This window comes from cyanobacterium endosymbiont of Braarudosphaera bigelowii (genome assembly GCF_020885515.1).
Lineage (GTDB): Bacteria > Cyanobacteriota > Cyanobacteriia > Cyanobacteriales > Microcystaceae > Atelocyanobacterium > Atelocyanobacterium thalassa_A.
Map to the genome: position 1 here is coordinate 449,338 of NZ_AP024987.1, position 18,638 is coordinate 467,975.

Sequence of the window (18,638 nt, forward strand, 5' to 3'; positions counted from 1 at the left end):
GTTAAACCAAGCCAATATTTCCAGTATGGTATGATAAAAAAATGTTACCCTGATGTTGGTTTCCAAATGTTCGTACAGACGAAAGACCATAGCAGCATTGACCGGTTATCTCCTGCTTTTTTAGCTTATATCGGTGATGCTGTCTACGAGCTTTATGTGCGTACAGCTTATTTATTACCTCCGCGTAAATTAGCCGATTATCATAATCAGGTTGTTGCGCAAGTTAGAGCAGAAACTCAAGCAGCAGCTTTACAACAATTACAGCCATATTTAACAGAGACTGAGAAAGATATTGTTAGGCGGGGAAGAAATGCTACTACTAGCCATCCCCGTCGTTTAAAGCCAGAAATTTATCAACAGGCAACCAGCTTGGAAACACTCATAGGCTATTTATATTTACGAGACTCTCAACGACTAAATGAAATACTCAAAAGTTTAGTTTAATAATTTCAATCTTGAGAGAAAAATTATGTTTAACAAGTCAAATTCCGAGCGTCATAATAATCAGTTAGAGAAAAAAAATATTTTTAGAAAAAGAGTTAATTCTGTTTCTAGTAATTTAAATCCAAAAATATCGAAATCTCATGAAGATGATGGCTTAATATATGGACGTCATGCAGTTCTCGCAGCTCTGGAAAATGATCGTCAACTAAATCGTATATGGGTTACGAATAAGCTTTATCATGACTCTCGTTTTTGTAATCTTTTACGAACATCAAAAAGCAAAGGCGCAATAGTAGATGAAGTTTCTCTCCAACGTTTATCCCAAATTACTGATGGTTCTAATCATCAAGGAATAGCTGCTCAAGTCTCTCCTTACTATTACTACACTTTAGATGAATTAATCACACAAGCTAAAGAAAAAAGTGACCAGCCAGTTATTATCATTGCTGATGGTATTGTTGACCCTCAAAACCTAGGATCTATCATCCGTACTTCTGAGGCTATGGGTTGTCAGGGATTAATTATTCCTCAGAGAAGAGCTGCTAGTATTACTTCATCTGTGGCCAAAGTTGCTGCAGGAGCTTTAGAGTCTTTTCCTGTAGCTAGAGTAATTAACTTAAACCGTGCTTTAGAAACTTTAAAAACTGAAGGATTCTGGATTTATGGAACAGTAGCCGAAGGAGGAAAAAAATTACCTAATTTTAACTTTTCTGGTGCTATTGGTTTGGTTATAGGTTCAGAAGGTAATGGATTAAATTTACTTACTCAACGTTGCTGTGATGAATTACTTTCGATCCCCTTGGAGGGAAAAACTTCCAGTTTGAACGCTTCTATAGCTACCTCGATTAGTATTTATGAAGTTTTTCGTTCTCGTTCTATTGCTAAAAATAACAATTTAAATAATATTTCTACTAAGGGGAGGTAATAAATATTGGGATTCTATTTTTAGCAATAGAACGAGAATTATTACTTTGCCTTTTTATCCTGAAAACACCATTTGCCAATGGTAGGGTATTTAACCTTTATTATCTTGATAATTTTAGTTTGTATAATCAGTTAATTAAAAAATTATTATATAAGATAAAAATGCTAGGATAATAACAAAAATATATAAATATAAGTTTATGTTACAAACAGCTATATCTCCAGTAGTTCTGGTGATTTTAGATGGTTGGGGTTATAGTCTTGAAAAAAATTATAATCCAATTAAGATGGCAAAAACTCCTGTAATGGATTGTTTATGGGAAGTTTATCCAAAGACACTTATCGAAACATCAGGTAAGTATGTGGGTCTTCCTGAAGGACAAATGGGTAATTCAGAGGTGGGTCATCTTAACTTAGGTGCAGGACGTATTGTTCCTCAAGAGTTAGTAAGGATTTCTAATACTATTGATGATAAATCATTTTATAATAATGAAGTTTTAATTAGCCTTTACGAAAAAGTTAAATCTTGTCAAAAAAAATTACATTTAATCGGTCTATGCTCTGAGGGAGGAGTACATTCCCATTTGGATCATTTGTTAGAATTGTTGAATTTAGCTAAGCAAAGAGAACTAACAGATGTTTGTATTCATGCAATTACGGATGGAAGAGATACGAAAAAAAATGATGGTATTAAATCTATTAATAAAATATATCAACATACTGAAAAAATAGGTTTAGGGCGTATTTCTACAATAAGTGGACGTTATTATGCAATGGATAGAGACCAACGTTGGGAAAGAATTAAATTAGCCTATGATACCATTACTCAAGATGTACTTAAGGACAAATGTTCTGCACTTGATGTACTGAAAAATTCTTATAAAGAAAATAAAACTGATGAATTTATTATTCCTACTCGAGTCGATAGTGGAGCTATTGAAGATGGAGATGGAGTAATTTTTTTTAACTTTAGATCAGATCGAACTCGTCAACTATGTTCTGCTCTAATAGACAATAATTTCAAGAACTTTAATAGAAAATTAATTACTCCTTTAGAAGTTGTTACCTTTACTAAATATGATGATCAGTTCTCTGCAAAAGTTGCTTTTAAATCTGAAAATTTGCACTCTACTTTAGGAGAAGTCATATCAAATAATGGTTTAAAGCAATTACGTATAGCAGAAACAGAAAAATATCCTCACATAACTTACTTTTTTAATGGAGGTATTGAGCAACCCTTTAAAGGTGAAAGACGGGAATTGATACAAAGTCCCATGGTTTCAACATATGATGAAGCTCCAGAGATGTCTGCTAAAAAAGTTACTGACAGGGCTTGTTTAGAAATAGAAAAAGGTATTTATTCTTTAATAGTGATTAATTATGCTAATCCTGATATGGTAGGGCATACTGGAAATATAGAAGCAACAGTAGAAGCTATCGAAACTGTAGATAATTGCCTAGGGGTACTATTATCGAGTATTAGTAAAGTGGGAGGTACTACCTTGATAACTGCTGATCATGGTAATGCTGAAACGATGAAAGATAATAATAATAATATTCTAACTTCTCACACCCTTAATCCCGTTCCTTTTATTCTTGTAGAAGGTGAAAAAAGGAAGATAACTGGTTATGGTGGAAATGTGATTCTTAGAGGCGATAGTAAATTGTCTGATATTGCCCCAACAATTCTTCAGATACTTGGGATTCAGCAACCTTCAGAAATGACAGGAAAGTCATGTTTTCAGAACACTATAGAAACAGACAGAAATCTAATTAATTATCCTAGCTAATAATATTATTATTGAATATAATAGTATGTAACTACCAAACCATAATATCTTATGAATTTTTCACAGCTTTTACAGATAATTTGGACTATTTCTGCTGTTTTCTTAATTTTTCTTATCCTTTTGCATAGTCCCAAAGGAGATGGCATAGGTGGAATTGGCGGACAAGCTCAATTATTTACGTCTACTAAAAGTGCTGAAAAAACTTTAAATCAAATAACCTGGACTCTTAGTACCATATTTATAGCTATCACAATTATATTAAGTGCAGGATGGTTAAAACCTTAGATGTAATTAAACTAATTATGATTTTTTAAAAGGAAAGTAATAATCAATACAGATTTTGTAGATATTCAATTAGCTATACTTTCGAAAACTTTGTCTATAAATAATTCCATTTTTTTAGAGGCAAGAACAGCTAATTGATCGCAACGTTCGTTTTCAGGATGTCCAGCATGTCCTTTAACCCATATAAATTGGACATTATGCTTAGTGCATAAATCTAATAATCTTTTCCATAGATCAGAATTTTTAGCTATTTCTTGTTTGTTACGTTTCCAGTCGTTAGACTGCCACTTACTTGCCCATCCTCTATTCATACTATCTACTACATACCGAGAATCAGAATAAATACTTACATTGCAAGATTCTATTAAAGATTCTAAGCCAATGATAATAGATATGATCTCCATACGATTATTAGTTGTTAGTCTATAACCTCCTGACAATTCTTTCCGATACTTATTAAAAACTAATATTGTTCCATAACCCCCTTTGCCAGGGTTACCAGAACAGGCACCATCAGTGTAAATTTTTAATTTTTTCAAGATTATATACCTTTCTTTTAACCAATATTAATTACTATCTATCTAACATTTTTTGAAAATTAATTTAAATTGTATTAAATATTCACTTAATCTATATAGCTTAATTTGTTTAACCTAATTTTTTAATGATGAAGAAGCATAAGATAGAATATCTCTTCATCATTAAAAAATTTAAATATTAATAATACTACTTAAGGCTCTTTTCATGTTAACGAAATTCATAGCATCGGCAGCAGCTGTCGGTTCATAGCCACAATGTACCATACAATCTTTACATTGTGGATTATTACTTTTATGGCCATAATCTTCCCATTGAGTATTTTCAATTAATTCTTTAAAAGTTTCATAATGTCCTTCATTAAGTAAGTAACAAGGCTTTTGCCATCCTAAGACACTATAGCTTGGACTTCCCCAAGGAGTACATTCATAATCTTTCTCTCCCATTAAAAAGTCTAAAAATAAAGGATTGTGATTGAAGTTCCAATTTTTTTGACCTAGTTTCCACGGCATTAGTATTTCTTGAAATAAAGCTTTTGTTTGTTCCCGCTTTAAAAAGTGCTGTTGGTCTGGAGCCCATTCATAACTATATCCCGGAGAAATCATAGTACCATCAGTGTTCAGTGTGTCTAGAAAATCAAGAAATTTTTGTACTTCGTGAGGGTCTGCACCTTCGAAAATAGTAGTATTCGTAGTTACTCGAAATCCTTTAGCTTTAGCTTTTTTAATAGCACTAACTGCTTTCTGGAAAACACCTTTCCGATCTACACATTTATCATGATGTTCCTCTAGTCCATCAAGATGTACACTAAAAGCAAAATATGGAGAAGGCTTGAATTTATCTAAACTTTTTTCTAAAAGAAGTGCATTAGTACATAAATATACAAATTTTTTTCGTTTGATTAGGCCTTCAACAATTTTGTCAATTTGAGGATGAAGTAATGGCTCTCCTCCTGGAATCGAAACAACTGGGGCTCCACATTCCTCAACTGCTGCAAAACATTCTGAAGGAGTAAGATTACGAGATAAGACTTCGGGAGAATGCTGAATTTTTCCGCATCCAGAACAGGCCAAATTACAACGAAATAGAGGTTCTAGCATCAATACAATAGGAAAATATTGGCGACCTTGTAAACGTTGTTTGATAATATAAGCACCAACTTTAAGTGCTTGTTTTAGTTGAACAGCCATAAATTTATCTCACACCTTTCATTTTTCCAATATTATAGACTTTCTTAGATATTATTTATAATATGTAGGAAAAATATTTAAGCTATACAAAATATTAAGATAAATTGTAAATGATTAATAATTGTTAAGACACTTTGATAAGTGACTGTAAAATATTTTCAAGAAGAATATGTCAAAATAAAAATATAGAAAGTCAACTTTTATAAATTCATCTTACTCACAAATTTTATGACCAATGTTCCTGTTTCACAAATTCGAAATTTTTCTATTATTGCTCACATTGATCATGGTAAGTCAACATTAGCAGATAGAATGTTACAAGTAACGAAGACAGTTGCACAACGAGAAATGAAAGAACAATTTCTCGATAATATGGATCTTGAAAGAGAAAGAGGAATTACGATAAAACTCCAAGCAGCAAGAATGGAATACAAATCAAAAGATGGTAAAGAATATATAATTAATCTTATTGATACTCCTGGTCATGTTGATTTTACTTATGAAGTATCTCGTTCCCTAGCTGCTTGTGAAGGAGCTTTGTTAGTAGTAGATTCTTCACAAGGTGTGGAAGCACAGACATTAGCAAATGTTTATCTTGCACTAGAAAATAATTTAGAGATTATTCCAGTTTTAAATAAAATAGATCTACCAGGTTCAGAACCAGAAAGAGTATCTAGTGAGATAGAAGAAGTTATTGGATTAGATTGTACTAATATTATCAAAGCTTCAGCTAAAGCAAATATTGGGATTGATGAAATTTTAGAGTCTATCGTAAAATTGGTCCCTCCACCTCAAGACACAACTAATAAACCTCTACGAGCATTGATTTTTGATAGTTATTATGATGCTTATCGTGGAGTAATAGTTTACTTTCGTATCATGGATGGAGTAATGAAAAAGGGGGATCTTATTTATTTAATGGCTTCCCAAAAGGAATATGAAATTGATGAACTAGGAGTTCTTTCTCCTAACCAAGTACCTGTAGATTCACTTCATGCAGGTGAAGTAGGATATTTCTCTGCGGCAATCAAAACAGTTAAGGATGCGCGTGTAGGAGACACTATAACTAGTTTTGCAGAGCCAGCTAAAGATCCTCTACATGGTTACACGGAAGCAAAACCAATGGTATTTTGTGGTTTATTTCCTATTGATTCAGATCAATATGAAGATTTGCGTGAAGCCTTGAACAAATTAAAACTTAATGATGCAGCCCTTGTATTCGAACCAGAAACTTCTAGTGCGATGGGCTTTGGATTTCGTTGTGGTTTTCTAGGTTTACTTCATATGGAAGTCGTCCAAGAACGTTTAGAAAGAGAATACAATCTAGAATTAATAACTACAGCACCTTCGGTAATCTATCGTGTCACTACCATAGATGGGAAAGTGATAAAAATAGATAATCCTAGCTTACTACCTGTACCTCAACAACAAGAAAAAGTTGAAGAGCCATATATTAAAGTAGAAATGATTACCCCTGAAATCTATATTGGAACCCTAATGGAACTATGTCAAAGTCGTAGGGGTGTATTTAAAGAAATTCGTTACTTTACTTTGTCTAGAACTGCCCTAATATACGAACTACCTCTAGCAGAAGTAGTTACAGATTTTTTTGATCAGCTTAAATCTAGATCAAAAGGATATGCCAGTATGGAATATGAACTAATAGGCTATAGAGTCAATTCTCTTGTAAAACTAGACATTTTAGTTAATGGAGATAGTGTAGATGCTTTAGCTATGATTGTTCATCGTGACAAAGCATATTATGTAGGTCGTGCTTTAACTGAAAAATTAAAAGAATTAATCCCCCGTCATCAATTTAAGGTTCCAATACAAGCAGCTATCGGTGCAAAGGTTATTGCTAGCGAACATATTCCTGCACTACGAAAAGATGTATTAGCTAAATGCTACGGGGGAGATATATCACGTAAGAAAAAACTATTGCAAAAGCAAGCAAAAGGGAAAAAGAGAATGAAATCAGTTGGAACAGTTGATGTTCCACAAGAGGCATTTATGGCAGTCTTAAAACTTGATCCACAGTAAGTACACGGAAACAAAAAGTTTCATAGACTAAGTTATTTTTTGGCACTATACGAGAACTTATTTTATATACTATATAAAGCTGATCAGTACTATCCCTTTATATAGGAATAAACATAAATCACTTTGACTCTGATTTTACAGCATGATTTTATTTTAATAATCTAATTGGATAATATTGAACTGTTTTAATATTTTTAAAACCTAAAATAATAGTTTAAATTAAGTTTTTCTGATTATTTATACCTATAAACCCATAATTTTGAAAAATATTTTGAGTTTTTTCTACCAAGAGAAAGTTTATAAATTTTCTGGCTTCATCAATGTTTTGACTACTTTTAACTATAGCAATTTGATATGTTATTGGTGAATGAAGATTGTAAGGTATATTTGTTAATCTAACATCATTCGCATTTTTTAAATCAGTAATATAAACAATTCCAAGGTCCGCATTTCCACTTTCTACATAGAAAAGAACTTGGCGTACATTTTTTCCAAAAATAAATTTTGGCTCTAGTTTCTCATAAACTTTTAACGATATCAAAGCTTCTTTGGCATATTGTCCAGCAGGCACACTCCTTAATTCTCCTAGTGCAAGTTTTTTAAAATCACCATTTATTAAAGTATTAAGATTAATTTTTTCTATCGATTTACTTGATGCGACTAAAACCATTGTATTTTTTAAAAATATCTTACTACTTTCTTTGATTAATAAATCCTTTTTCAATAAAAAATCTATTTGTTTTGAAGAAGCAGAAATAAAAACATCTACTGGTGCTCCTCGTTCGATTTGTTGTTGTAAAGCTCCAGAAGAACCGCTATTATATAAGATCTCAATATCAGAGTTTTTGTTTTGATAAATATCCTTCACCAGTTTCATAGCACTATACATACTAGATGGAACTGATATAAATAATTTATTATTATAATTTATTTTTTTATCAGAATTAGGTACTGTACAAGCAGCCATAGAAGTCAAGAGACTGAGTGCAACAAATTTTTTTCTATTCATAATTAAGTTCTATTACTTTATTCAAAAATTATTTCTACAAAAACTAAAATTGAGCAAAGGTAATTATTAATATTACAATATTTCACTATCATATTTTTATTTACTCAAAACTATTGAAATTAATAACAAAAGTTAAGAATATTAATCAATTAATATTACTAAAAAATTATTATTCACTAACAATTTATATGTACTTGATGTTGTAGAAAAAGTTATTTGTTTTAATGTAAATCAAGTAATTTTTGTTTTTACCTCATAATTAATTACATATATATTTTAATTTTATATATATTACAAATAGATTAAAATATACATAAATAATACATTATCTAAAATACAAAAAATTATCATTCTTTATTAAGATTGTACTATGAGAACTCGTACTGTTACGACAAAACCTTTCAAAGATCAAAAGCCTGGAACTTCAGGATTGCGCAAACCTGTTACTATTTTTCAGCAATCTAATTATTTGGAAAACTTTATTCAATCTATTTTTAATAGCATAAATATTTCTGAAACATCGACTTTGATTGTTGGTGGTGATGGACGTTACTATAATTCCCAAGCAATTCAAATTATTATAAAAATTGCAGCTGCTAATTCTATTAAACGAATTTTAGTAGGTCATAAAGGTATTTTTTCGACTCCCGCTATATCTGCAGCCATAAGATACCATAAAGCTTTTGGAGGAATTATATTATCTGCTAGTCACAATCCGGGAGGGGTAAATGGTGATTTTGGGATAAAGTACAATACAGAACATGGCGGACCTGCATCTGAAGAAATTACTAATAATATTTTTAACTGTACCAAAACTATTAATAAATATAAAATTCTCGAAGCTAAAGATATTAATCTTAATTATCTAGGTTCTTGTAATCTTGGAACGACAAAAGTTGAAATTATTGATTCCATAACTCCTTATGTTGAATTAATGCAACAACTATTTGATTTTGGAAGAATTCATACATTACTTGCTTCTTCTAATTTTAGGATATCTATAGATTCTTTAAATGCTGTAACAGGACCGTATGCTCGTACTCTGTTCGAGACATGTTTAGGTGCTCCAAGAGGAAGTGTACAAAATGATATTCCCTTAGAAGATTTTGGAGGAAAACATCCTGATCCCAATTTGATTCATGCTAGTAGTCTTGTTAATAATTTATTTGGACTCAATTCTCCTGATTTCGGTGCTGCTTCTGATGGAGATGGTGATCGTAATATGATTTTGGGTCGTAATTTTTTTGTTACTCCCAGTGACAGTCTAGCTATCTTAACAGCAAATGCACATCTAATACCAGGCTATAAAGATGGAGTAAAAGGGGTTGCCCGCTCTATGCCAACCAGTCAAGCAGTTGATAGAGTAGCGAAAAAGCTTGGTATAGAATGTTATGAAACTCCTACTGGTTGGAAATTTTTTAATAATCTTTTAAATGCCGATAAGATAACGCTTTGTGGAGAAGAAAGCTTTGGTACTGGTTCTAATCATATTAGAGAAAAAGATGGTTTATGGGCAATATTGTTTTGGTTAAATATTATCGCCATAACAGGTAAATCTGTAGAAAATATTGTTTATGAACACTGGAAACAATACGGACGTAATTTTTATTCTCGCCATGACTATGAGGAAATAGAATTGAGTAAAGCTAATGATTGTATGAATCAACTACGCTACACAGTTAAGAAAATAAGGGAAAAAACAGCTTTCAATGAATACAAGATTACTCATGCTGATGATTTTAGCTATATTGATCCAATAGATAAAAGTATTTCTAAGCAACAAGGGGTTCGTATTAGCTTTGCCAGTGGCTCCCGAATAATCTTTCGTTTATCAGGAACAGGAACTAAAGGAGCAACTTTTCGTGTTTATTTAGAAAAATATCAGTTTGATAATACTAAAATTAAATTAAATACTCAGCATGTTTTATCGCCTTTGATTCAATTAGCAGAAGAAATTGCACATATTAAAAGTTTTACAGAACTTGATAAACCTACAATCATCACTTAAGTAAATGTTGTAAAAAAAGATTTTTTACGATCTAATAATTTATGCTAAATTACTATTATCGATTTTTAAAAAAAGAAATAAAAAAAACTTTTTTCTTATACTTTATCTAAAAGTCGCTATCATAAACGAAGCTGATATTTGTCAAATATTAACTATTTTTTGTATATTTTATCCTAGACGACCACTTAGCAATTTTATATAGATAACATCATGATTGACGCAACTGTCAATACAATTGAAGAATTTGATCTTTCTCGTGAAGAGAGGGTCATTGAAATTCAAAACCTCATTGAAACCTTGCGTATTGCTGATGAAATAGCTGAGAAAGGCTATCTAATTACCAGTTCTGAATTAGCTGATTTAATGGATATTAATGCCAGTGCTGTTACAAGTCGTGGCGATCACTGGTCATGGCGAAACTGGGTAGTTTCTAGAGTTCGTAGAGAAGGAAACCAAATTCTCTGGCAACTAGAAAAGATTGATTAAAAATTAGAGACTTTTGGTACTATGAAATAAAAGTCTAGATATAAGCTAATTTAATCTTTGAATACTTACTGTAAATTACTCTTAATAATTGAATTACACTTAAGGACTAAAAAGTTATGCTTGTCAAAATACTAGGCTTTCTAATATAGTTCAGATTACTTACCGAGAATATGATAAAAATATTACACTAGTCATATTCTCTCTTTTTCGTTTTTTCATTAAGTTTTTGATACATAGATACATTTTGATGAAGTTTAATGCCCCAATATAAATTTATGCTGAGGATTTAAGGATAATGGTGATACAGTCTATCTTTAGTAGAGCCAAATCAAAGAAAGTCTTTAATTCTCATGTGCTTTCTATTTTTATTTCTATTTCTGTTCATGTTTTAGCTTTATTTTTAGCCAGTTCTAACTTGACTAATGCATTATCTTTTAGACCCAAGAAAGTACATAAAACCTCTGAAAGTATCCAGATAGTAGAATTAGAGTCTATTGAAGAGGCTGAAGTGTTAGTTAAACCTTTAAAGTCTTCAAATATTCAGAATTCCTCTGATCATGATGAAAACAATAATAGTTCAACAATATCTAAAACTTCTCTTTCAGGTATTACCAAAGATTTATCTATTCCAACAACAACAAATTTTTCTAAAAATAAAAATGATACTTTTACAAAAGATGAACTAGAAATCAAACCCGATAGTATATCCACTAAAAACAAGTTGAAGAAGAACGAAACTATAGATATAGAACTACCTAAAAAAAATTTATTAGATAATCAACTAGTAGATAAAAAAGACGACATTAACAATAAATATAAGACTCAACCAGTTCAGTTAACTAAAGAGCGTTTATCTGCTGAAAAGCATAGTATGAGAAAACTACGACAAGATCAAATTACAAAAAATCTTTTAGAAGAAACATTAAAAGGGGCTGAGAAATTAATCTATAATCATGTGGGTACTCAAAGAGCAGAAGCTAGACAAAAAGATATAGAATGGATGCAAAGAACAGGAATAGCTTTAAAGCTTAATCAGATGATAACTATTGAAGGTAGTTATCCAAAAAGCGCTTGTAACCTCAATTTAAAAGGCTCTGCTGTTTATAATATTTTTGTAAATAAAAATGGAAAATTAAATGGTTTACCTTTTATGACACAAAGCTCAGGTTATGGCATTCTCAACGACCAAGGATTAGATGATATAAAATCATATAATTTTTCTCAACCAACTAGAGTCCGTGTCATATTTGAACCTAATCATGAAAAGTGCCCTAATTTACCTAAAGTAGAAAGCTCCATAATACCTTCTAAATCTAGTCAAACTACGGATGAATCCAATAATATTAGAGAATAAATTAGAATTGTATATTCTTTTAAAACTATTGTTATTGAATATTTTACTTTTAAGAGTTTATATTATTAAAACTCCCACTATATTAGCTTTAACTGAATATTCTAATCTTTTGTGGTTAATTGAAATATTTATACTTTTATAGACTAATTAAACTTTCTACTTAAGTATTTTCCACATCATACATTTAAATAAATTAGCTTGAATAAACTAAAGAAAACATAGTTGATTTTTTAAATTTTTGGGGAAAAGTTAAATACTTTTATAATCCATTAACTATTATAGCTGTAATATAATTGGAGATCTTTTGCAACATTAATAGGTACGAGATGAGAAATACAGCCACCAAATTGAGCAATCTCTTTAACTGTACTACTACTTAAAAAACTATATTCTTTATTAGTTGCTAAGAAAACAGTTTCTAACTCTCTAGCAAGGGTTTTGTTTGTATGGGCCATTTGTAACTCTTTTTCAAAATCAGAAAGAACCCTTAAGCCTCTTAATAAAACCTTAGCTTGATGAAGCTTTGCATAGTCTACAGTTAATCCCGTAAAGCTATCTACTTCAATTCTAGATAAGTGTTTAGTACATTGACTAATTTGTTGTACTCTTTTTTCTACGGAAAATAAGGAATGTTTATTAGGATTACACAAAACTGCAACAATTACTTTTTCAAATAAGATAACTCCTCGCTCAATAATGTCAAGATGACCAAGGGTAATAGGATCAAAACTTCCCGGATAAATAGCTATCATAATCTTATTAAATTGGAATGAAATTATAAATTAAACTATTAATGATAGTTATACTAAGATAATATATTATCTATTACTTAGTATTGTTCTCGTAAAACGCATATAATGTGTCCTATTGAGTCAAAAATTGCTGTAGAGTAAACTGAGATAGATGATACAAAACAATGGTTGAGACTACAGACATTAAAACATGGTTATGACAGGTAAAGATCATGTGACACAGATTGAAACATCTTGTTTCGATTTAGTGTCTTATCTTAAAGAGAAAAAACAATTGGTTGAAGCTGCTCTAGATGCTTCTATCCCTATTACTTGTCCTGAAAAAATCTACGAAGCAATGCGTTATTCTCTCCTTGCAGGAGGAAAAAGGTTGCGCCCCATACTATGCTTAACTACTTGTGAGCTTATGGGGGGAACAGTTAAGATGGCACTGCCAACAGCTTGTGCCTTAGAAATGATTCATACTATGTCTCTTATTCACGATGATCTTCCTGCTATGGATAATGATGATTATCGTCGAGGACAATTAACAAACCATAAAGTTTATGGGGAAGACATAGCTATTCTTGCAGGTGATGCTTTGTTGTCATATGCTTTTGAACATGTTGCTACTCAGACTTGTAATGTCTCTTTAACAAACCTAGTGGATGTTATAGCTCGTCTAGGTCGTACTGTTGGAGCAGCAGGATTGGTTGGCGGTCAAGTTCTAGATTTAGAATCTGAAGGTAAGCCTAATATAACATCAGATATTTTAAAATTTATCCATGTTCATAAAACAGGTGCTTTATTAGAAACTTCAGTAGTATCTGGAGCAATTCTAGCAGGAGCTAATCTAGAAGATATAAAACGTCTTTCTCATTATGCACAGAATATTGGTTTAGCTTTTCAAATTATTGATGACATATTAGATATAACTTCTACTCAAGCAGAACTAGGAAAAACTGCTGGAAAAGATAAACAAGCTCAAAAAGCTACTTATCCAAGTCTGTGGGGTTTAGAGGAGTCACAAAAACAAGCTCAAATTCTTATAGAAGATGCAATAGCTCAACTAGCTCCTTATGGTAAAGAAGCATATCCTTTAGAAGCTATTGCTAGATTTATCGTTTCTCGCAAAAATTAAAATTCTTAGCTATTAATTATGCAGGATTTTGAAACAATTATTCATAACAGAATACTGTTGGTATCTTTATTAGCTTGTTTTTCTGCCCAAGGATTGAAATTTTTTATTGAGTTAATTCATAATCGAAGAATGAACTTTAATTCTTTAATTAGTACAGGTGGGATGCCGAGTGCACACTCGGCATTAGTGGGATCACTGGCTACCAGTATTGGATTGACCGAGGGTTGGGAAAGTTCTGAATTTGCCATCACTTGTCTATTTGCTATTGTTGTTATGTATGATGCAACTGGTATACGTCAAGCAGCCGGTAAACAAGCTCAAATTCTTAATCAGTTAATTGATTCATTTCGAGACAATATTTTTTACTTGAATACAGAAGAACGATTAAAGGAATTGCTAGGACATACGCCAGTTCAAGTACTTGTAGGCTTAGGCTGGGGCATATGGATTTCAGTATTAGCAATAACAGTATTTTAGTTTTTTTAAATATGTAAATATTATTAAGTAAACATTATGTTATGCGACAAAAAGTGCAAATTAAAGAATATTTTTACTATCATAGTGGATATATATCGTATTAAAATTGACCACAAATTAGTGATAGATTGTGAATTTTCCATATTTAAAGAATGTTTACTTAACACAATTGGATCGACAAATAGAAAATTTTGTTAACGTATGAATATAAAGCTCTAATTTTTTGTCTGCTAAAAGTAAAAGTATTACTTATTGTTAAACAGCCTAAAATGGATAAACATTTTATTTAGTCATAACGCCTTTTACAATAGCTAAGATTTGAACTCTTGTTCTAAAATTCTTAACTTTAATTGAAGCTGTTCTAAGTAAAAATAAGCAAAATTTTGATGCAGTTAAAACAAAAATTGTTCTCGGACTTTTGTCTTCGAGGCTAGAATTAGGTGAATATTTAGTTCTCCTATTGGATATTATGTGATTTGAATAATAATTAAATGAGTACAGCTATTAAAGTAGATGTTATTTTAATTAAAAAAATCCCATTTATCTGGTCTCGTTTCAGAAGATTAAGTTTATTCTCAAATGGTTGACCTAGACTTGTTTACTTAATCTAACTGTAATTTACCTTTATCTTCTAATTTTTATAGAAGAAGCGAGAGGAAAACGCCATGACGCAGGCTAACGACCTATTAACCCTTACTGAATCTCAGATGGAAGTAACGTTCTTTATTGATGAAGATATAAATGAAACAAATAGTGATTCTATTAACAGTATCACTACCGAGCCAGATGGTAAAAAAACGCGAAAAATTAGTGCCTCTCGTCGTCGAGATCCTAGTAAAAAAAAGCCTTATACAGAGGATTCAATTCGGGTTTATTTGCAAGAGATAGGTCGTATTCGACTCTTGCGTGCTGAAGAGGAGATCGAACTAGCTCGTAAAATAGCTGATTTATTACAACTTGAACGTATTAGAGAAGCTTTATGGGAAGAGTTAGATCAAGTTCCTAATGATGAGCAATGGGCTAAAAGGATTTTTCAATGGGAAAATATTGAGCAGATAATTCGTACTCAGTCTTCTAAAGAGAAAGAACCAAAATGGTCCGAAGTAACTAATATGTTACAAGAAAAGAAAACAATTTCTAATTTAGAAAAAATATGGGAATTAGAACAAAAAGCTTATCTTCCTAAATTTAAACGTCGTTTATATTTAGGACGTAAGGCTAAAGATAAAATGGTCCACTCTAATCTTCGTTTAGTTGTTTCCATAGCTAAAAAATATATGAACCGTGGCCTTTCCTTCCAAGATTTAATTCAGGAAGGCTCTTTAGGATTAATTAGAGCAGCTGAAAAGTTTGATCATGAAAAAGGTTATAAATTTTCTACCTACGCAACTTGGTGGATTCGTCAAGCTATCACAAGAGCTATAGCCGATCAATCACGGACCATTCGTCTTCCTGTTCATTTATACGAAACCATTTCTCGCATTAAGAAAACTACTAAACTCTTATCTCAAGAAATGCGTCGTAAACCAACGGAAGAAGAAATTGCTACTAGAATGGAAATGACTATTGAGAAATTGCGTTTTATTGCTAAGTCGGCACAACTACCAATTTCCCTAGAAACTCCTATAGGAAAAGAAGAAGATTCTCGTTTAGGTGACTTTATTGAAGCAGATGGAGAAACCCCAGAAGATGAAGTTGCTAAAAATCTTCTTCGAGAAGATTTAGAAAATGTCTTAGATACTCTTAGTCCAAGAGAAAGAGATGTTTTACGGCTACGATACGGATTAGATGATGGAAGAATGAAAACTTTAGAAGAAATTGGTCAAATTTTTAACGTTACTCGTGAACGTATTCGACAAATAGAAGCTAAAGCTCTGAGGAAACTTAGACATCCTAATCGTAATAGTGTTCTTAAAGAATATATTCGTTGAGGTTTATTTGCGAAGATATGATATATAAGTAAACATAGAGATTTCTTTTAAAAACAAATAGGCAACAAATATTAAATGTAAATCCTTGTTGCCTAAATCTTTGAATTAATAAGTTATTAAAATAATTAGTTATGAGGAAAACAAAATAGTTATAAACAACAATTTTTAGAATTTTTTGGACAACATAATTCTAGAAATTTAACTTATTGTCTACAAAGCTAAAATGATTCCTATGTAATTCTTCTTTATTGTAATAAAGACTAAAGATAACATCAAAATAGTTTACTATAGTCTAAACATGATGATATGACGATACCACCTGATTTTTCTTCTGACTCATCTTTGGATACTAACGATCAGGAGCTTTCACCTTCCCTGTTATCAAATTCTAAATATAGAAAGTTATCAAGTCTAGATTCTTTATCTTTTCAAGAATCAAAAAAACCTCTATATTTGCAGGAAGTTAAGTCTTCTAACCCATGGTTGTTTTTTATCATGCTTGGCTTAATGATCGTTGGGTTAATATTTAACTTACCTTTAATAGGATTGAGTAGTGCCTTGGTAGCACTATTTCTTTCTTTACGTTCAATGCTTCCCTGTTTCTACAATTGGTTCATTAGATATCTTGACTCTGCAGAGAGAGATCTTTTAGTTAGCCTTATTGTTTTTATTTTGTCCTTGGCAGGAATATTCTATTACATTGGTATTTACCAAATTATTGGAAATTGGCTAGATCAATTTAAATATGATGAGTTTGGCTCCTGGGCTGAATGGGTTGGAGCATTAGGCCAAATAATGATTGCTATATTGGCCGTTTACGTTGCTTGGGCTCAATATGTAATTTCTAAAGATTTGACTTTACAACAAAATAGAATTACTCAACAACAAACTATTGATACTTATTTTCAAGGTATATCTGATTTAGTATTAGACGGAGAGGGAATGCTAGAAGACTGGCCTCAAGAGCGTTCTATAGCAGAAGGAAGAACTGCTGCAATCCTAAGTAGTGTGGATAAAATTGGAAAAACAAAAATTTTAAAGTTTCTTTCTCAGTCTAGACTTTTAACTCCACTCATGAGAGATAGTCGTTTGGGAAGACCAATATTAGATGGTTCAGGCGGATATGCTGAAGACCGTGCTAATGGGATTCGTGTTATTAATTTAGGAGTTATGCTAGCAGAAGTTGACTTATCAGATCAGGACTTAAGATGGACAGATTTAAGCGAAGCTAATATGGTACGTGTAAATTTAAGTCGTTGTGATTTAGTAAAAGCAAATTTATCTCGTACAATTTTGTATGATGCTAATCTTCAAGAAGTTGATCTTAAGAATGCTCGCTTATTCTATGGTTTAAGTGACATTGCTAGTCCTCGCTCGAGAATTCATCCTCCTGACTATAAAACAGGGGCATATACAGGAATAGTAATTGAAAATTGCAATTTGTCTAGAGTTAAAAATTTGACAAAAGAACAACATTATTATTTATGTGCTTGGGGAGGAGAACATACCCGAGGAACAATTCCAGGAGGATGCCATAATATTCCGAATAAATTAAATAAATATAAATAAATTATTAATTTCTAGCTTTTAGAAAAATCTTAGGTTAGATTTATAAGCTGTATATTTTTTTAGGAGAGCAGGCTTATGACTTTTCAAGAGTTTTGTTTATTGTTAGTTTCTGTACTTGCAAGTGCTCTAGGTCAATTATTTTTAAAAATGGGAGCTTTAAAATTAGGTAAAGTTAATGCTCTCAATATCATAAGTCATATTTCAAAAATTATTATTATTCCAGAATTACTTTTAGGGTTATCTTGCTATGGGGTAGGAGCGATTGCATATATTTTGTTATTGACTCGTGTTAACTTGAGTGTAGCTGGACCATCTGCATCGATTATTTATATATTTTCAGTTTTAATTGGCTATTTCATTTTCAAGGAAGTTATTCCTGTTTATCGTGCTCTTGGGCTCGGGCTAGTAGTGTGTGGTGTCATTTTAGTCGTATGGAAACCTAGTTAAATATTAATTAAAATTACTACTTGTCAAAATAAAAGTACTTATGCTATGATTTATATCTGGTGGGTTAATAAGGGCTTGTAGCTTAGTGGATTAGAGCGCGTGGCTACGAACCACGAGGTCGGGGGTTCGACTCCCTCCAAGCCCGTACTGTTAGGGAAAGCTATATATAGAAAAATTGTAACCGTATCTTAAGTGGGTAAATTCTATAAGAAAACTTTAAGATACGGTTACAATTTTTCTGTTAAAGGTACATTTAGATAGATAAAAATTATTAA

At 31.5% G+C, this 18,638-nt stretch carries 17 protein-coding genes and 1 tRNA gene; 14 read left to right on the forward strand and 4 right to left on the reverse strand.

What is annotated here, in order from left to right; all coding sequences use genetic code 11:
• Positions 1–66: 66 nt before the first annotated feature.
• The 4 genes from LPC16_RS01890 to secG all read left to right on the forward strand — a co-directional run bounded on the left by LPC16_RS01890 (position 67) and on the right by secG (position 3,443).
• The gene (locus LPC16_RS01890; protein WP_229637698.1) at positions 67–444 is read left to right on the forward strand and encodes a Mini-ribonuclease 3; all 378 of its coding nucleotides are present in this window, start codon (positions 67–69) and stop codon (positions 442–444) included.
• 25 nt (positions 445–469) lie between these two features.
• Entirely contained in the window at positions 470–1,369 is a 900-nt protein-coding gene (gene rlmB / locus LPC16_RS01895; protein ID WP_229637534.1) for a 23S rRNA (guanosine(2251)-2'-O)-methyltransferase RlmB, read from the forward strand.
• A 199-nt stretch (positions 1,370–1,568) separates the two neighbouring features.
• Complete coding sequence (gpmI, locus tag LPC16_RS01900) at positions 1,569–3,158, forward strand: 2,3-bisphosphoglycerate-independent phosphoglycerate mutase (RefSeq protein ID WP_229637535.1); 1,590 nt, start codon at positions 1,569–1,571, stop codon at positions 3,156–3,158.
• Positions 3,159–3,209: 51 nt separating this feature from the next.
• The gene (secG, locus tag LPC16_RS01905; RefSeq protein WP_040055210.1) at positions 3,210–3,443 is read left to right on the forward strand and encodes a preprotein translocase subunit SecG; all 234 of its coding nucleotides are present in this window, start codon (positions 3,210–3,212) and stop codon (positions 3,441–3,443) included.
• Positions 3,444–3,508: 65 nt separating this feature from the next.
• On the opposite strand, the gene rnhA is transcribed toward secG, so the two are convergent.
• Both rnhA and hpnH read right to left on the reverse strand, forming a co-directional pair.
• Positions 3,509–3,982, reverse strand: a complete 474-nt coding sequence (rnhA, locus tag LPC16_RS01910) for a ribonuclease HI (protein ID WP_040055211.1) — start codon at positions 3,980–3,982, stop codon at positions 3,509–3,511.
• A 171-nt stretch (positions 3,983–4,153) separates the two neighbouring features.
• The gene (gene hpnH, locus LPC16_RS01915; protein WP_229637536.1) at positions 4,154–5,170 is read right to left on the reverse strand and encodes an adenosyl-hopene transferase HpnH; all 1,017 of its coding nucleotides are present in this window, start codon (positions 5,168–5,170) and stop codon (positions 4,154–4,156) included.
• Between the two features lie 228 nt (positions 5,171–5,398).
• Here hpnH and lepA point away from each other — a divergent pair, with 228 nt between their 5' ends.
• The gene (gene lepA, locus LPC16_RS01920; RefSeq protein ID WP_229637537.1) at positions 5,399–7,210 is read left to right on the forward strand and encodes a translation elongation factor 4; all 1,812 of its coding nucleotides are present in this window, start codon (positions 5,399–5,401) and stop codon (positions 7,208–7,210) included.
• A 214-nt stretch (positions 7,211–7,424) separates the two neighbouring features.
• On the opposite strand, the gene modA is transcribed toward lepA, so the two are convergent.
• Positions 7,425–8,219: a molybdate ABC transporter substrate-binding protein gene (gene modA, locus LPC16_RS01925; protein ID WP_229637538.1), complete on the reverse strand. Its 795-nt coding sequence runs from the start codon at positions 8,217–8,219 to the stop codon at positions 7,425–7,427.
• 370 nt (positions 8,220–8,589) lie between these two features.
• Here modA and LPC16_RS01930 point away from each other — a divergent pair, with 370 nt between their 5' ends.
• The 3 genes from LPC16_RS01930 to LPC16_RS01940 all read left to right on the forward strand — a co-directional run bounded on the left by LPC16_RS01930 (position 8,590) and on the right by LPC16_RS01940 (position 12,067).
• Complete coding sequence (locus tag LPC16_RS01930; RefSeq protein ID WP_229637539.1) at positions 8,590–10,227, forward strand: alpha-D-glucose phosphate-specific phosphoglucomutase; 1,638 nt, start codon at positions 8,590–8,592, stop codon at positions 10,225–10,227.
• Between the two features lie 210 nt (positions 10,228–10,437).
• A complete protein-coding gene (locus tag LPC16_RS01935) occupies positions 10,438–10,713 on the forward strand; it encodes a hypothetical protein (protein ID WP_040055235.1) in 276 nt (91 codons plus the stop codon).
• A gap of 295 nt (positions 10,714–11,008) precedes the next feature.
• Complete coding sequence (locus LPC16_RS01940; protein ID WP_229637540.1) at positions 11,009–12,067, forward strand: hypothetical protein; 1,059 nt, start codon at positions 11,009–11,011, stop codon at positions 12,065–12,067.
• A gap of 269 nt (positions 12,068–12,336) precedes the next feature.
• On the opposite strand, the gene coaD is transcribed toward LPC16_RS01940, so the two are convergent.
• The gene (gene coaD, locus LPC16_RS01945) at positions 12,337–12,819 is read right to left on the reverse strand and encodes a pantetheine-phosphate adenylyltransferase (protein WP_040055237.1); all 483 of its coding nucleotides are present in this window, start codon (positions 12,817–12,819) and stop codon (positions 12,337–12,339) included.
• 190 nt (positions 12,820–13,009) lie between these two features.
• Here coaD and crtE point away from each other — a divergent pair, with 190 nt between their 5' ends.
• The 6 genes from crtE to LPC16_RS01975 all read left to right on the forward strand — a co-directional run bounded on the left by crtE (position 13,010) and on the right by LPC16_RS01975 (position 18,508).
• Complete coding sequence (crtE, locus tag LPC16_RS01950; protein ID WP_040054635.1) at positions 13,010–13,939, forward strand: geranylgeranyl diphosphate synthase CrtE; 930 nt, start codon at positions 13,010–13,012, stop codon at positions 13,937–13,939.
• Between the two features lie 18 nt (positions 13,940–13,957).
• Entirely contained in the window at positions 13,958–14,416 is a 459-nt protein-coding gene (locus LPC16_RS01955; RefSeq protein WP_040054636.1) for a divergent PAP2 family protein, read from the forward strand.
• 665 nt (positions 14,417–15,081) lie between these two features.
• Complete coding sequence (rpoD, locus tag LPC16_RS01960; protein WP_040054637.1) at positions 15,082–16,347, forward strand: RNA polymerase sigma factor RpoD; 1,266 nt, start codon at positions 15,082–15,084, stop codon at positions 16,345–16,347.
• Positions 16,348–16,653: 306 nt separating this feature from the next.
• Positions 16,654–17,916, forward strand: coding sequence for a pentapeptide repeat-containing protein (locus tag LPC16_RS01965; protein WP_229637541.1), 1,263 nt, complete (start codon positions 16,654–16,656; stop codon positions 17,914–17,916).
• A gap of 75 nt (positions 17,917–17,991) precedes the next feature.
• The gene (locus LPC16_RS01970; RefSeq protein ID WP_040054639.1) at positions 17,992–18,363 is read left to right on the forward strand and encodes an EamA family transporter; all 372 of its coding nucleotides are present in this window, start codon (positions 17,992–17,994) and stop codon (positions 18,361–18,363) included.
• A 71-nt stretch (positions 18,364–18,434) separates the two neighbouring features.
• A tRNA-Arg gene (locus LPC16_RS01975) sits at positions 18,435–18,508 on the forward strand.
• Positions 18,509–18,638 lie beyond the last annotated feature (130 nt).

Coding starts and splice junctions, on each gene's coding strand:
- LPC16_RS01890 (WP_229637698.1), top strand. CDS start 67: ATGTTCGTACAGACGAAAGACCATAGCAGCATTGACCGGTTATCTCCT.
- rlmB (WP_229637534.1), top strand. CDS start 470: ATGTTTAACAAGTCAAATTCCGAGCGTCATAATAATCAGTTAGAGAAA.
- gpmI (WP_229637535.1), top strand. CDS start 1,569: ATGTTACAAACAGCTATATCTCCAGTAGTTCTGGTGATTTTAGATGGT.
- secG (WP_040055210.1), top strand. CDS start 3,210: ATGAATTTTTCACAGCTTTTACAGATAATTTGGACTATTTCTGCTGTT.
- hpnH (WP_229637536.1), bottom strand. CDS start 5,170: ATGGCTGTTCAACTAAAACAAGCACTTAAAGTTGGTGCTTATATTATC.
- lepA (WP_229637537.1), top strand. CDS start 5,399: ATGACCAATGTTCCTGTTTCACAAATTCGAAATTTTTCTATTATTGCT.
- modA (WP_229637538.1), bottom strand. CDS start 8,219: ATGAATAGAAAAAAATTTGTTGCACTCAGTCTCTTGACTTCTATGGCT.
- LPC16_RS01930 (WP_229637539.1), top strand. CDS start 8,590: ATGAGAACTCGTACTGTTACGACAAAACCTTTCAAAGATCAAAAGCCT.
- LPC16_RS01935 (WP_040055235.1), top strand. CDS start 10,438: ATGATTGACGCAACTGTCAATACAATTGAAGAATTTGATCTTTCTCGT.
- LPC16_RS01940 (WP_229637540.1), top strand. CDS start 11,009: ATGGTGATACAGTCTATCTTTAGTAGAGCCAAATCAAAGAAAGTCTTT.
- coaD (WP_040055237.1), bottom strand. CDS start 12,819: ATGATAGCTATTTATCCGGGAAGTTTTGATCCTATTACCCTTGGTCAT.
- crtE (WP_040054635.1), top strand. CDS start 13,010: ATGGTTATGACAGGTAAAGATCATGTGACACAGATTGAAACATCTTGT.
- LPC16_RS01955 (WP_040054636.1), top strand. CDS start 13,958: ATGCAGGATTTTGAAACAATTATTCATAACAGAATACTGTTGGTATCT.
- rpoD (WP_040054637.1), top strand. CDS start 15,082: ATGACGCAGGCTAACGACCTATTAACCCTTACTGAATCTCAGATGGAA.
- LPC16_RS01965 (WP_229637541.1), top strand. CDS start 16,654: ATGACGATACCACCTGATTTTTCTTCTGACTCATCTTTGGATACTAAC.
- LPC16_RS01970 (WP_040054639.1), top strand. CDS start 17,992: ATGACTTTTCAAGAGTTTTGTTTATTGTTAGTTTCTGTACTTGCAAGT.